Source organism: Mesorhizobium sp. M8A.F.Ca.ET.218.01.1.1, from assembly GCF_004791165.1.
In the GTDB taxonomy this organism is placed as follows: domain Bacteria; phylum Pseudomonadota; class Alphaproteobacteria; order Rhizobiales; family Rhizobiaceae; genus Mesorhizobium.
The window spans coordinates 45,362-58,393 of sequence record NZ_SRUZ01000004.1; the positions used below are offsets into that span (position 1 = coordinate 45,362).

At 62.5% G+C, this 13,032-nt stretch carries 15 protein-coding genes; 8 read left to right on the plus strand and 7 right to left on the minus strand.

The window, feature by feature from the left end; genetic code table 11:
* Nucleotides 1-35: 35 nt before the first annotated feature.
* Both hisI and folE read right to left on the minus strand, forming a co-directional pair.
* Nucleotides 36-497: a phosphoribosyl-AMP cyclohydrolase gene (gene hisI / locus EN861_RS16265; RefSeq protein WP_127277422.1), complete on the minus strand. Its 462-nt coding sequence runs from the start codon at nt 495-497 to the stop codon at nt 36-38.
* Nucleotides 498-539: 42 nt separating this feature from the next.
* Nucleotides 540-1,175, minus strand: coding sequence for a GTP cyclohydrolase I FolE (gene folE / locus EN861_RS16270; protein ID WP_127277424.1), 636 nt, complete (start codon nt 1,173-1,175; stop codon nt 540-542).
* Nucleotides 1,176-1,415: 240 nt separating this feature from the next.
* On the opposite strand from folE, the gene EN861_RS16275 reads away from it, so the two are divergent.
* Complete coding sequence (locus tag EN861_RS16275) at nt 1,416-1,862, plus strand: iron-sulfur cluster assembly scaffold protein (RefSeq protein ID WP_127277427.1); 447 nt, start codon at nt 1,416-1,418, stop codon at nt 1,860-1,862.
* 71 nt (nt 1,863-1,933) lie between these two features.
* The gene (locus EN861_RS16280; protein ID WP_135864350.1) at nt 1,934-2,347 is read left to right on the plus strand and encodes a cell envelope integrity protein TolA; all 414 of its coding nucleotides are present in this window, start codon (nt 1,934-1,936) and stop codon (nt 2,345-2,347) included.
* Between the two features lie 23 nt (nt 2,348-2,370).
* On the opposite strand, the gene EN861_RS16285 is transcribed toward EN861_RS16280, so the two are convergent.
* A complete protein-coding gene (locus EN861_RS16285) occupies nt 2,371-3,288 on the minus strand; it encodes a LysR substrate-binding domain-containing protein (protein WP_135864352.1) in 918 nt (305 codons plus the stop codon).
* Nucleotides 3,289-3,609: 321 nt separating this feature from the next.
* Between EN861_RS16285 and yidD the strand changes: the two genes are divergently transcribed.
* Together yidD and blaOXA are read left to right on the plus strand one after the other, a co-directional pair.
* Nucleotides 3,610-3,984, plus strand: coding sequence for a membrane protein insertion efficiency factor YidD (gene yidD, locus EN861_RS16290; RefSeq protein WP_127872627.1), 375 nt, complete (start codon nt 3,610-3,612; stop codon nt 3,982-3,984).
* Between the two features lie 147 nt (nt 3,985-4,131).
* Nucleotides 4,132-4,950 (plus strand): class D beta-lactamase, encoded by an 819-nt coding sequence (gene blaOXA / locus EN861_RS16295; RefSeq protein WP_135864353.1) that lies wholly within the window; start codon nt 4,132-4,134, stop codon nt 4,948-4,950.
* An 81-nt stretch (nt 4,951-5,031) separates the two neighbouring features.
* Here blaOXA and EN861_RS16300 read toward each other — a convergent pair whose 3' ends face one another.
* The gene (locus EN861_RS16300) at nt 5,032-6,093 is read right to left on the minus strand and encodes a class I SAM-dependent methyltransferase (protein WP_245512061.1); all 1,062 of its coding nucleotides are present in this window, start codon (nt 6,091-6,093) and stop codon (nt 5,032-5,034) included.
* 44 nt (nt 6,094-6,137) lie between these two features.
* On the opposite strand from EN861_RS16300, the gene thrS reads away from it, so the two are divergent.
* Nucleotides 6,138-8,114: a threonine--tRNA ligase gene (gene thrS / locus EN861_RS16305; protein ID WP_135864357.1), complete on the plus strand. Its 1,977-nt coding sequence runs from the start codon at nt 6,138-6,140 to the stop codon at nt 8,112-8,114.
* A gap of 85 nt (nt 8,115-8,199) precedes the next feature.
* On the plus strand, nt 8,200-9,138 hold the full coding sequence (locus tag EN861_RS16310; RefSeq protein ID WP_135864359.1) for a GNAT family N-acetyltransferase: 939 nt from the start codon (nt 8,200-8,202) through the stop codon (nt 9,136-9,138).
* A 102-nt stretch (nt 9,139-9,240) separates the two neighbouring features.
* Here EN861_RS16310 and EN861_RS16315 read toward each other — a convergent pair whose 3' ends face one another.
* A complete protein-coding gene (locus EN861_RS16315; RefSeq protein WP_127277443.1) occupies nt 9,241-10,203 on the minus strand; it encodes a hypothetical protein in 963 nt (320 codons plus the stop codon).
* 154 nt (nt 10,204-10,357) lie between these two features.
* On the opposite strand from EN861_RS16315, the gene EN861_RS16320 reads away from it, so the two are divergent.
* Both EN861_RS16320 and EN861_RS16325 read left to right on the plus strand, forming a co-directional pair.
* Nucleotides 10,358-10,942, plus strand: a complete 585-nt coding sequence (locus EN861_RS16320; protein ID WP_127872623.1) for a nitroreductase — start codon at nt 10,358-10,360, stop codon at nt 10,940-10,942.
* Nucleotides 10,943-11,551: a flavin reductase family protein gene (locus EN861_RS16325; RefSeq protein WP_127277448.1), complete on the plus strand. Its 609-nt coding sequence runs from the start codon at nt 10,943-10,945 to the stop codon at nt 11,549-11,551.
* Between the two features lie 3 nt (nt 11,552-11,554).
* Here EN861_RS16325 and EN861_RS16330 read toward each other — a convergent pair whose 3' ends face one another.
* Together EN861_RS16330 and EN861_RS16335 are read right to left on the minus strand one after the other, a co-directional pair.
* Nucleotides 11,555-12,436, minus strand: coding sequence for a CoA ester lyase (locus EN861_RS16330; protein WP_135864361.1), 882 nt, complete (start codon nt 12,434-12,436; stop codon nt 11,555-11,557).
* On the minus strand, nt 12,436-12,888 hold the full coding sequence (locus EN861_RS16335; protein WP_056572267.1) for a MaoC family dehydratase: 453 nt from the start codon (nt 12,886-12,888) through the stop codon (nt 12,436-12,438). Before EN861_RS16335 ends, EN861_RS16330 begins: the two co-directional genes overlap by 1 nt.
* Nucleotides 12,889-13,032 lie beyond the last annotated feature (144 nt).

Here is a 13,032-nt window from a genome sequence, read left to right on the forward strand (position 1 = left end):
TGATGAATCTGTGTGGTTGATGTGAGGCAGAAGGTTCAAGCTGATGGCTTCCGATACGTGTTTTCCGCATCGAACAGCGGCTTGCTGCCGTCGTCGGCAAGCGTCCCCTTGCCGTCGATCAGCCCCACCGTCCGATAAAAGCATGAACGTCGGCCAGTGTGACAAGTTGCGTCGTGGCCCAACACTTTCACGCGCAACCACAACGCATCCTGGTCACAATCCGTGAGCATCTCGACGACATGCTGGAAATTGCCAGAGGTTTCGCCCTTCTTCCAGAGCGTGTTGCGCGAGCGCGACCAGTAGTGGGCGATGCCTGTCTCCAGCGTCAGCGCCAGCGCTTGCGCATTCATATGCGCGACCATCAGCAGCATGCCGTCGGCGGCATCGCTGACGACGACGGTGACCAGGCCGTTGGCGTCGAAGCGCGGCGAGAACACCGCGCCTTCTTCCAGGGTCTTCTTGTCTGACGGAGCTTTCGGGAATTCCAGTGCCGACATATCAGGTCTATTTTCCTGTTGACCGTGACGTCGGCAAGGGGCTCACGCCCCGCCGCCGCGCACCATGGTGACAAAACGAACCTGCTCTTCAGGCGTATCCTTGAAGACGCCGGTGAAGGTTGAGGTCAGCGTGGTTGAGCCCTGCTTGCGGATGCCGCGCATGGCCATGCACATGTGCTCGGCCTCGATCATGACGGCGACGCCGCGCGGGTTGAGTACGTCCTGGATGACACCGGCAATCTGCGCGGTCAACGCTTCCTGCGTCTGCAGGCGATGGGCGAAGATATCGACGACGCGGGCGATCTTCGACAGGCCGACCACCTTGCCGTCGGGCAGATAGCCGACATGCGCCTTGCCGATGATCGGCACCATGTGATGCTCGCAATGCGAATGGAACTGGATGTCCTTGACGATGACCAGGTCATCGTAGCCGGCGACCTCCTCGAAGGTGCGGCCGAGCTCGTCCGCCGGGCACATGTCGTAGCCGCCGAACATTTCACGGTAGGCCTTGGCCACGCGCTTGGGGGTGTCGATCAAACCCTCGCGATCCGGATTGTCGCCGGTCCAACGTAGCAAGGTGTGCACGGCAGCCTCGACTTCGGCTTCGCTCGGGCGGTCGGTGACCGGCTTTTCCATGTAGGCGGACTGGGGCATGAGCTTCTTGATGACGGCATCCATAAAAGGCGTCTCCCGTAGTTCCTCTCTCAGGAGGAACGAGTTGAACGGACCACGACCTTTCGGTGTCGGAAACTCGCCCCGTTTCCAGCCCCGTAAGCGGCGTGAACTTCCCGGCAAGGACGGTGGCGTTCGCCGCCTTGTCGATACCGGACTGCCAGCATTATATATGGTCGTGCCGAGCGAATGAAAGACGCAACAACGGCAATCGCTGTTCGCTTGGCGGCGACGGATTGGAAAATAATGATCAACGACGTCTACAACGCGAAAATTCTCGGTTTTGCCGGAAACATCGCCCGCATCGGCCGGCTCGATCATCCAGACGCGACCGCGAAGGCGCATTCCAAGCTGTGCGGTTCGACCGTTACCGTCGACCTCAAGATGGAGGACGGCGTGGTTACCGACTTCGCCCACGACGTGAAGGCCTGCGCGCTCGGCCAGGCATCGTCCTCGATCATGGCGCAACATGTCGTCGGCGCCAGCGCCGAGGAATTGCGGGCGGTGCGCGAAACCATGCTCAAGATGCTGAAGGAAAACGGCGCGCCGCCGGAAGGCCGCTTCGCCGACCTCAGCTATTTGGAGCCGGTGCGCGACTACAAGGCGCGCCATGCGTCCACCATGCTGACCTTCGACGCGGTGGTCGACGCGATCGGCCAGATCGAGAAGAAGCGCGCCGACGAAGCGGCCTGAGCGTGGGCTTTGGCCTTACGGCGGCGGGCGGGTCCAGCCAGGGCGCAGCCGGTCATTCATGCAATAACCTCATGTTCGCCGGCATTCTTGCGGCTTCACTTGTGTCGAGCGGCGGCTCGTGCGGGGCGGAACCAGCGGTCCAGCGCGATATCGGCGACTATCTCATGAAGGCTATCCAAGCCTGTTGGAGCATGCCCACAAGCATTGCACGCGTTCGGATCAGCCTGAACAAGGACGGATCGCTCGCCGGCCCGCCAAAAATCGTCGGCCCCGTGACACCGCCACGGGATAAGGTAGCCGAAGCCGCCATTCGGGCAATCACGCGTTGCGCGCCGTTTTCCGGGTTGGCATCCTACGCCGCCCACTATGATTTGTGGCGCGACATCGTCGTCACGTTCAACCCGGCAGACGACCCTGCGGCGGGACATCCGCCCCTGGACGTCAACGATCTCGACAAACTTCTCGAAAAATACAAAGCAAAGTAGCGGAATCTTGCCAGGGCAATGGCTCAGGCCGGCGCTTTCAGCGCCAGCCTGCTGTCGGCAAATTCGCCCCTCAGCCAATCGGCGAAGGCCGCTGCCGGTTCGGAGAGATCGTGCAAACTCCTGGCCACCAGCCAATAAGCGCCGGACGCGACATCGATGTCGAACGGCTTGACCAGTGCCCCGGTCGCCAATTCTTCGCCAATCTGAAGGATATCGCCCAGCGCCACCCCATGTCCAAGCAGCGCGGCCTGCTTCGAGAGCGAGGCGTCCGCAAGCATCGGCCCGCGCGCGGCCACGGCATCGGCCGGCACGCCCGCCGCCTCGAACCAGCGCGCCCAACCCTGGCGGTTTTCCTCGTGCAAAAGCGTGAAGCGAGCAAGATCGGCCGGCTTCTCGAGGGCCGGGCCCGATGAAAGCAGCGCCGGCGACAGAACCGGCGAATCGACCGTTGAAGCCAGCCGTTCGGCCTCGCTACGGGGCCATGACGTCGAGCGCGAGCTGAAACGCAAGGCAAGTTCGGGCTGGTCGCTGCGGAACTCGATCAGCCTTGGGTCGACTTCGAGGGAAACGTCGATGTCGGGCCGCAACTGCCGGAACCGGTTGAGCCTCGGCACCAGCCACACCGCTGCGAGCGAAGGTTCAACGCTGACGCGAACCACGAACTGGGCCGGGGTGGCGGCCAGATCGCCGAGCAGGCGGTCAATCGCATCGAAGCTCGTCATCAGTTGAGCAAGCAGCCGGCGGCCCGCATCCGTCAGTTCGACGCGGCGATGGTGCCGTTCGAAAAGCGGTTGGCGCAGGAAGGTTTCGAGTTCGCGGATCTGCCGGCTGATCGCCGCCTGCGAGACCAAAAGCTCCTCGGCGGCCTTGCTGAAGCTCAAATGCCGCCCAGCCGCCTCGAAGCTCCTCAATGCCGTCAGAGGCAGGCGTCCACGCTTCATTTTCGTATAACCCAGGATTATCCGAAGGGGAAATTATACTCGTTTGAAGGCGAAGGCCAGCAGCGGTCTAATCCGGTCAAAGGAGACACGGCCATGGTCCAGTTTCTGAACATCCTTGGCGATGTCATGCGGATCGCGACGTTTCAATGGCGTGACGAAAGACGCGATGCAAGGCATCACGACGAGTGGCCCACCCTGGCCGGTGGGCACCTCCGGTCGACCGGCAGCCATTTCGCCGTTACCGCCCGTGACGGCGGGGCGAGCGGGATTGCGTTCTCCGGCGCAAGCGCACATCTATCAGCTGGAAACGCGGAGATCGCAGTGGGCGACCAGCACGGGCATGCGCATACAGCCGGAGCGTCGAGGCGCGGCCGCAATTGGCCCGGCCCTTGGCGCAAGACACCCGGCCGCGTGCTCGGCACCTCGCTCGTGCGGCTTTACCAACTGACGCTGTCCGGCTTTGTCGGCAATTCCTGCCGGCATCTGCCGACCTGTTCGGAATATGCGCATGAGGCAATCGCCCGTCATGGTCTTTGGGCCGGTGGCTGGATGGGGTTGTTCCGCGTGCTGCGCTGCGGTCCATTCGGCACGCACGGCATCGACCTCGTGCCGGAGGTTCTGGCGCCCCGCTACGCCTGGTTCATGCCATGGCGGTACTGGGGGATCGGCCGTAAGCGAGGCGAAGCGCAGGGATGAGGAAGCTGCTCACGCGGCGCCAGCCGCGCCGGTTTACGATCCGGTAGGGTTAACGCTCGCCTGCACAACAACTGCGCATTTGAGACAAAATCGAGACAAGAGCCCTCGCTAAGCCCGCTCGCGAACCCCTCCTGGAGCGAGCATCCCATGCGCAACATCGACCGTCTTCCCTTCATCTTTGCCGGAATCCTGTTCCTGCTTGCCTGGCTGTTGGGATTTCCGATGCGTGCTCAATCGGCGCCGCTCGCGGATGTGCATTGTACGCTCATCGCCGACGCCCAGAGCGGCAAGACGCTTTACCAGGATGGTACCTGCGACCAGCGCTTCAGCCCGGCATCGACGTTCAAGGTGCCGCTTTCGCTGATCGGCTACGACGCAGGCATCCTCACCGATCAACACACTCCGGCATGGGACTACAACCCTGAGTTCAAGGCGGTGAAGCGCGACCAGAAAACCGTCGATCCGACGATCTGGGAACGTGATTCCATCATCTGGTTCTCACGCGAGATCACCCGCAGGCTTGGAGCCGAGAAATTTGCCGGCTATGTATCGAAGCTCAACTACGGCAACGGCGACGTTTCCGGCAAACCCGGCAAGGATGACGGACTGACCCATTCCTGGGTGAACTCCTCGCTCGAGATCACGCCGGTCGAACAGGTCGCCTTCCTGCGGCAACTGCTCGCCGGCACTATGCCAGTGTCGGCCAAGGCGCATGAAATGACACGGGCCATCATACCGAGCTTCAAGGCCGGCAATTGGGCCGTTCAGGGCAAGACCGGCAGCACCAGGCTCGGCGAGGGCGGCAAGGACAAGCGCTCGCTCGGCTGGTTTGTCGGCTGGGCGCGGAAAGACGGCCGCCAGATCGTGTTCGCCCGGCTCGTCGTCGATGCGAAGCGGACCGACATGCCGAAGGGGTTGGCGACACGGGCCGCGTTCCTGAAGGACCTGCCGCAGCTGATGAAATGAGTTTGATTTCCACGCAATTCCCAAGGGGAAGCGCTACGCGCTTCTCCCGGGAAAACCGCTGCACGCTTTTCCTGGATTTGCTTAAGCGCTTCGGCGGGCGCGGATGATGTGGCCGCCGGAATTGCTCGTCATTGCCTTCGGTGCTCCGGAAAAGCGAGCGGCGATATCGCCGCTCTTGAGATCTTCGATCTCGTCGAAGCCGAGTTCAGTCAGGGATTTCGCCAGCTCTGCCGGAACAAAGAAGCTGATCCAAGGCTCCCCGACAGACGCGACGCGCGCCGCATGGAAGGCCTGGGCCGCCTGTCCCGCCGCATCGCGGTTCTCGGTCGGCTCGCTGTAGTCGAACACGACCTCCGAGCCGGGGATACCGGCTATCCAGGACAATGTGTTGAAGATCGCTTCCTTCGTCAGGTAGGGTACGACCCCCAGCCAGATGAAGAAGGCCGGCGCGGTCGACTGCAAACCGGCCTCGGCCAGTTCCGCAGACAGGCTTTGCCGCTCGAAATCGACCGGCACGAATCTGGTGGCGGCTGGCTCGGCAAGACCGCTATCGGCAATGCATCTGCGTTTCCAGGCTTGCGTGGCCGGGTGATCGACTTCGAACACGCTGAGGTCCGGATACGGATTGCGCAGCGAAAACGTATCGAGGCCGGCGCCAAGTACGACGAGTTGGCGGACACCGCGACGCACTGCCGCCGCCAGCCAGTCCTCGGCGAAGCGGGCGCGCGCTGCCACGAACAGGCGCATGCGCAGGCGGCGCTCGTCTTCCTGCTCAAGCTCCTGCGCCGCGGGAGCGGCTTCACCCAGAATCGCGATCGCGTAGGCATCGCGAAACAACCCTGCCTGCGGTGAAAATTGATGCAGAGCCCTCATGCGGGCGACGCCAAGGGCGGTTCGGCTGGGTGTTGCGTTTTCCATATCGACAATTCCAGACGATTGCGGGGATGTGCGCAAGCCTGGGCGACGTGTCTGCGACATCTCTGCCGACATTTCCTGACGGCCGGGCCAGTCAGCACTCTTTACCTGGCCCGGCACTGCCTCTAAAACCCGCGCGCTGCCGTTTGTCCATGTGATTGGCGCTTCCGGCTTTATCTTGTGCATGTCGTAATCCAGGACCGCCATACATTTTTGGGCGACATGCATTTCAACCACCCGCGCTCGTTTGCGGGACTGGATAGGAGAACCATATGCTGAATTCCGTTTCCCTGACATTTCCCGATGGCTCCGTCCGCGACTATGACGCGGCAATGACCGGTGCCGGCCTTGCCGAGTCGATCTCCAAGTCGCTGGCCAAGAAGGCCGTGGCCTATGCCATCGACGGCACCGTGCGCGACCTCAGTGATCCCGTGGGCAAATCCGGCAAGGTCGAGATCATCACCCGCGAAGACCCGCGTGCGCTGGAACTCATCCGCCATGACACCGCGCATGTGCTGGCAGAAGCCGTGCAGGAATTGTGGCCGGGCACGCAGGTGACCATCGGGCCGGTGATCGAGAACGGATTCTATTACGACTTTGCCCGCAACGAGCCGTTCACCCCGGACGATTTCCCGGTGATCGAGAAGAAGATGCGCGAGATCATCGCGCGCAACAAGCCGTTCACCAAAGAGGTCTGGTCGCGCGACAGGGCAAAAAAGGTCTTTGCCGACAAGGGCGAGCGCTACAAGCTCGAACTGATCGACGCCATTCCCGAGGATCAGGATCTCAAGATCTATGCGCAGGGCGACTGGTTCGACCTTTGCCGTGGTCCGCACATGGCCTCGACCGGCCAGATCGGCAACGCCTTCAAGCTGATGAAGGTGGCCGGCGCCTATTGGCGCGGCGATTCGAACAACCCGATGCTGACACGCATCTATGGCACGGCCTGGGCCGACCAGGCGCAGCTCGAAGGCTACCAGACGATGCTGGAGGAGGCCGAGAAGCGCGACCACCGCAAGCTTGGCCGCGAAATGGACCTGTTCCATTTTCAGGAAGAGGGGCCGGGCGTGGTTTTCTGGCACGCCAAGGGCTGGAAGATGTTCCAGAACCTGGTCAACTACATGCGTCGACGCCTCGACGAGCAGGGCTATCAGGAGGTCAATGCGCCGCAGGTACTCGACAAGAGCCTGTGGGAGACGTCGGGCCACTGGGGCTGGTACCGCGACGCCATGTTCAAGGTGACGGTCGCGGGCGATGAAACCGACGATGACCGCGTCTTCGCGCTGAAGCCGATGAACTGCCCGGGTCACGTGCAGATTTTCAAGCATGGGTTGAAGTCATACCGAGATCTACCCGTAAAGCTTGCGGAATTCGGCAATGTGCATCGCTACGAGCCATCGGGCGCGCTGCACGGGCTGATGCGCGTGCGCGGCTTCACGCAGGACGATGCGCATATCTTCTGCACCGAGGAACAGCTGGCTTCCGAGTGCTTGCGCATCAACGACCTGATCCTGTCGACCTACGCCGATTTCGGTTTCGACGAAATCAGCGTCAAGCTGTCGACGCGGCCGGACAAGCGCGTCGGCACCGACGAGGCATGGGATCATGCCGAGGCGATCATGGGCAGCGTGCTGGAAACGATCAGGACGCGCTCCGGCAATCGGATCAAGACCTCGATCAATCCGGGCGAGGGCGCCTTCTACGGGCCGAAGTTCGAATATGTGCTGAAGGATGCGATCGGCCGCGAATGGCAATGCGGCACGACGCAGGTCGACTTCAACCTGCCGGAGCGTTTTGGCGCCTTCTACATCGGCTCGGATTCCGAGAAGAAGCAGCCTGTCATGGTGCATCGCGCCATCTGCGGCTCGATGGAGCGGTTCCTCGGCATCCTGATCGAGAACTATTCCGGCCATTTCCCGCTGTGGTTCGCACCGCTGCAGGTGGTGGTGGCGACCATCACGTCGGACGCCGACAGCTATGCGAACGAGGTCGTGGCGAAGCTGAAAGCCGCCGGGCTGTTGGCGGAAGCCGATCTGCGCAACGAGAAGATCAACTACAAGGTCCGTGAGCACAGCCTGGCCAAGGTGCCGGTCATCCTCGTCTGCGGCAAGCGCGAGGCGGAGGAGCAGACCGTCAATATCCGCCGGCTCGGTTCGCGCGACCAGGAATCGCTTGGCCTTGCCGAAGCGATCGAACGGCTGACCGAAGAAGCGGTCACACCTGATCGCCGACGCAAGCGCGCTGCTTGATTCGGACTGTTTTCGATCGAATGGCGGTGGAGCGATCCACCGCCATTTTCATATCCCTGTCACGGCGATGTTGTACCGAAACGCTATGCTCAAGCTGAAATCGCGCGAACGACCATTTCCCGAGCTTTCCTATGCCAACCCGCACCAGCCGGCTCTGGCGCGCTGGTTCATTCATTCGGTGGAAGGCCTTTCGGGCCGCGACCGGTTCGCAGCGCTCTATGAATTCTGGCGCCATCAGGTTGTGCCGACCGGTGAGCGTGTGTTCAGCCGCATGCTGGACCTCATCGATGTAGGCGTGCGAACGCCCGACCAATGGCCGCCCGCGCAATTGCCCGACACGCCGCTGGTGATCATTGCCAACCATCCCTTCGGCATTGGCGACGGCATCGCCGTGCTGTCACTGGCAGAGCAACTCGGGCGACCTTTTCGAGTGATGATCCACAAGGATCTGCTCAGGATTCGCGAGATGGGGCCCTATTCGCTGCCAATCGACTTTTCCGAGACCAAGGAAGCGGTGAAGAACAACATGGCGGTGCGCCATGAAGCGGTGCGGCTGCTCAAGGAAGGTGTCACGATCGTGGTGTTTCCGGCCGGCGGCGTCGCCACCGCGCCAAAGGGTTTTGGCCGCGCGCGCGACCTGCCATGGAAGATGTTTCCGGCCCGTCTCGTCCAGGAAGCCAAGGCATCGGTCATTCCCATGCATTTCTCCGGGCAGAACGGCAGGCTTTTCCATCTGGTCAGCGGGCCGATGAACATGGCCGAGCGCGACGGGCGTGTGGCCAAATTCGTCGGCAAGGCCTCGCTGACCTTGCGCACCTCGCTGCTCATCCGTGAATTCGCGCGGTTGTCCGGCAAGGCGATCGAGGTGCGCGTCGGCGATGTACTCAGCTGGAGCGAACTGGAGCCTTTGCGCGACCGCAAAGCGTTGCTCGATCGCCTTTATCGCGGCGTGTTCGACCTGGCGCCAGAGCTGCCGCGTCGGCGCATTCCTTTCCTGCCGGCTCGAACGAAACTGGCGGCCTAAAGGAGTATCTCCGGCGAAAACGAGATCGCCTCCAATGCGCCGTCTCTTTGCTTTTACGCAATTCCGGACGCCAAACCGCTTCGCACCTTTGCTGGAATTGCTTTAGTCCGCGCCTTCTTCCGGATCCATGGCCGCTGCTTCGGTGGCGAGAACCTCGATTTCCTGGTTCTGCCCGCCCACGACCGTGAAATCCTTCTGATAGATCCGGTCGCGGTTCTTGGCGATGATGGTGTAGTCGCCTTCCGCAAGCACCATCGAGGCGAAAGCGCCGACGGTTTCCTTGATCGGATCGCCGGATTCGTTGAGCAGTGACCAGGATGTGTCGGCGATCGCTTCGCCACCCGCTTCGCGCACCAGCTTCATCGTGATTTCGGCCGCGTGATGCTCGACGGTGGCTTCGGTCAGCTTGCCGGCCTCGACGCGGATGTCGGAGCGGATGACGGCATTGACCGCGCCGTAGGTTGAGACGACGTGGTAGATGCCGGCATTGAGTCGCACGACGCTATTGGGTTCGACATCGGGAATGATCAGTGCGCGGTCGCCATTGGCCTCGGCGGTGCCCTCATAGATCGAGAAGCGCAGTTTTTTCGGCGGAATGCGCACGCCGCCGGACAGGACCGCGTCGAGCTTCAGGCCGCCGGCATCGAGCACCAGGCTTTCTCGCTTGGCTTCCTTGCCGACGGTGATGCGTTTGGTGGCGCCGGCGCGGCCATAAGAGGCGTGGACCAGATAGCTGCCGGGTTCGAGCTGAAAGACGGCGCTGCCGCCATGCGCGGAGGCGACCATCGGCAATTTGCCGTTGACGGCTTCAGGCTTGAAGACGCGCCAGACGAGACCGCGGGTGATGTCGGTGCCCTTGTCGGTCAACTGGGCCGACAGGGTGATGGCGCCACCGCCGCCAAGCGCCAGCGGGGTCCCGCTCTTGGGCGTCGCATAGCTCGAAATTCCGGGAAGTTTCAGGTCGCCAACGCCATCCTTTTCCTGCGCGACAGCCATGGAGACCGGCAGCAGGAACAGCGCGGCGCAGAGCCGGACCAGGAAAAGACGCAGTCGCCCCTCAAACATGCCTTGCGTTGAAGCCCATGGCGGTGGCAATTTCAAGGCTTAAGAGTCCGATCCGTGACTCTTCAGCCCGGCGCTAGCGCGCCTTTGCCCGAGCCGCCCGAATTCCCGATGGTGCGCTTCAGCTCAAAACAGAATGTCCAGGAGACTTGCGCCCATGGCGTCGCCGATCATCGACTTCCTGCTGACCCGAAATTCAGCGCCGATTCCCGATCTCAAGGAGCCTGCGCCCAGCGACGCCGATATCGCCACGATGATTGCCGCCGCCACACGCGTGCCCGACCATGGACGGCTCGAACCCTGGCGCTTCATCCTCTATCGCGGCGAGGCCCGCATCGAGATCGGCAGACAACTGGCGGCGCTGGCTGAACAACGTGAAGGACCGTTGACAGAAGGCCGCCGCAACCAGGAACTGGCGCGGTTCTCGCGCGCGCCGCTGGTGATCGGTGTCGTATCAATTCCCAGGGAGAACCCGAAAATCCCGCAATGGGAGATGTTCCTGTCCGGAGGCATGGCGGCGCTGAATCTGATGATATCTGCCAATGCGCTTGGCTACGGCACCAACATGATCAGCAACTGGTATTCCGACGTGCCGGAGGGCAGGGCGATCCTCGGACTGGCGCCGCAGGAGCGCGTCGTTGGTTTCATCCATATCGGCTCTTATGCGGGCCAGGCGCCGGAGCGGCCACGGCCCGATCCGGCAAAACTCTATGCGGACTATACCGGACCTTGGGCGGGCTGAATGTTCTACGAGCCGTCCAAGGGGCATGGCCTGCCGCATGATCCGTCGAAGGCGATCGTGGCGCCGCGTCCGATTGGCTGGATATCGACGCTGAACAAGGCCGGCGAGGTCAATCTCGCGCCATACTCCTTCTTCAACGCCGTCTCGACCCGGCCTTTCATCGTCTGGTTTTCCTCCGAGGGCGAGAAGGACAGCGCCTCGTTCGCGCAGGAAACCGGCGAGTTCGTCGCCAATCTGGTCAGCCGCGACCTTGCGGAGAAGATGAACTACACGTCCGTCGCCGCGCCGCGCGGGGTCAACGAGTTCGTCTATGCCGATCTCGCCATGGCGCCGTCGCGTCTCGTCAGGCCGCCGCGCGTGGCGGCGGCACCCGCGGCGCTCGAATGCCGGGTGACGGAAGTGTTTCGCCCAAAGGCGCTCGACGGATCGCCGACGAGCGCCGTCGTCGTCGCAGGTGAAGTGATCGGCGTGCACATCGACGATGCCTTCCTGAAGGATGGCCTGTTCGACATCACCAAGGCCGGCAATGTCGCTCGTCTCGGCTATATGGACTATGCCAGCGTCGACGAGGTCTTTTCGATGCGCCGACCGCGCTGGGAACAAAAGTAGCTGTCAGACGTGTATACCGGCCGCCCTTGCGCGCGCCAGTAGGCGTTCGGCCAGCCGCAGATGCGGGCGGTCGAACATCTTGCCGTCGATGCCGACGACGCCGGGATTTCCCGCTGCCTCGAACGCCGCAACGATGGCCGCCGACTGTTTCACCGCCGCGGCCGAGGGCGTGAAGGCGGTGTTGATGACGGGCACCTGATCCGGGTGGATCGCCATCTTGCCGGTGAAGCCGTCGCGTTCGGCCTCGGTGCATTCCACGGCGAAGGCCGCCATGTCGCGAAAATTCGGAAACACGGTGTCGATCGCGGCGACCTCCGCGGCCCCGGCCGCGAGGATGGTTGTCAGGCGGGCGTGACGGAAGAGGTCGGTGTAGTGGCCGCGCTCGTCGCGGGCCGCACGCGCGCCGACCGCGGCCGACAGGTCTTCCGCGCCCCAGGTCAGGCCGGCAAGCCGCACGCTTGCGCCGGCATAGGTCGCGGCCGCCAGCAGGCCCGCCGGAGTTTCGGTGATGATTGGCAGGATTTTTATCGAACCGTCGGGCAGATCGTTCTCGGCCTCGCGGACCCGGAGCTTGGCCGCGAGCTGCTGCACATCCTGGCCGCTGTTCGATTTTGGCAGCATGATGCCGTCCGGCCTTGCCGGAACGAGCTTGGCAAGATCATCGTCCGTCAGCCCGGTCGAGAGGTCATTGACCCTGACATAGATCGCCGGGTTGGTTTGCCCCCTGCGTTCGAGGATGAAGCGCGCCGCTATCTCGCGCGCCTGCGCCTTGTTCCGCGGCGCCACGGAATCCTCGAGATCGACGATGACCACGTCGGCGCCGGCGCCGAATCCCTTTTCCAGCTTCCGCTCGGAATCGCCGGGAACGAACAGCAGCGAGCGCATCAGGCCGCCTTCTTCAGCATCATCGCTTGCCTGGTGCATTTGGCGACCAGATCGCCATGCTGGTTGTAGGCGCGGTGCTCGAATTCGACGATGCCACGGTCGGGCTTCGACTTGGACTCGCGCACCGAGACGACCGATGTTTCGACACGGATGGTGTCGCCATGGAAGACCGGGTGCGGAAACACGGTTTCCTTCATGCCGAGATTGGCGACCGTGGTGCCGACCGTGATGTCGTTGACCGAGATGCCGATCATCAGGCCGAGCGTGAACAGCGAGTTGACCAGCGGCTTGCCCCATTCGCTCTTGGCGGCGAAATCGAAGTCGATATGCAGCGGCTGCGGGTTCAGCGTCATCACCGAAAACAGCATGTTGTCGCTCTCGGTGACGGTCTTGCGCAGCGTGTGCTGGAAGACATGGCCGACAACAAACTCCTCGAGATATAGCCCGGCCATTTCCGTCTCCTGCGCTGTCTGACGGTTGATAGGCGCTGCATCCAGCGCTCGCAAGCCAGTTAATGAACATGGTGAACCGTTCGTAAACCATTTCTGCCTACCGTCCTCACGGGGCCGGAAACCTTCCGGCTAGGGGCGTAAGCA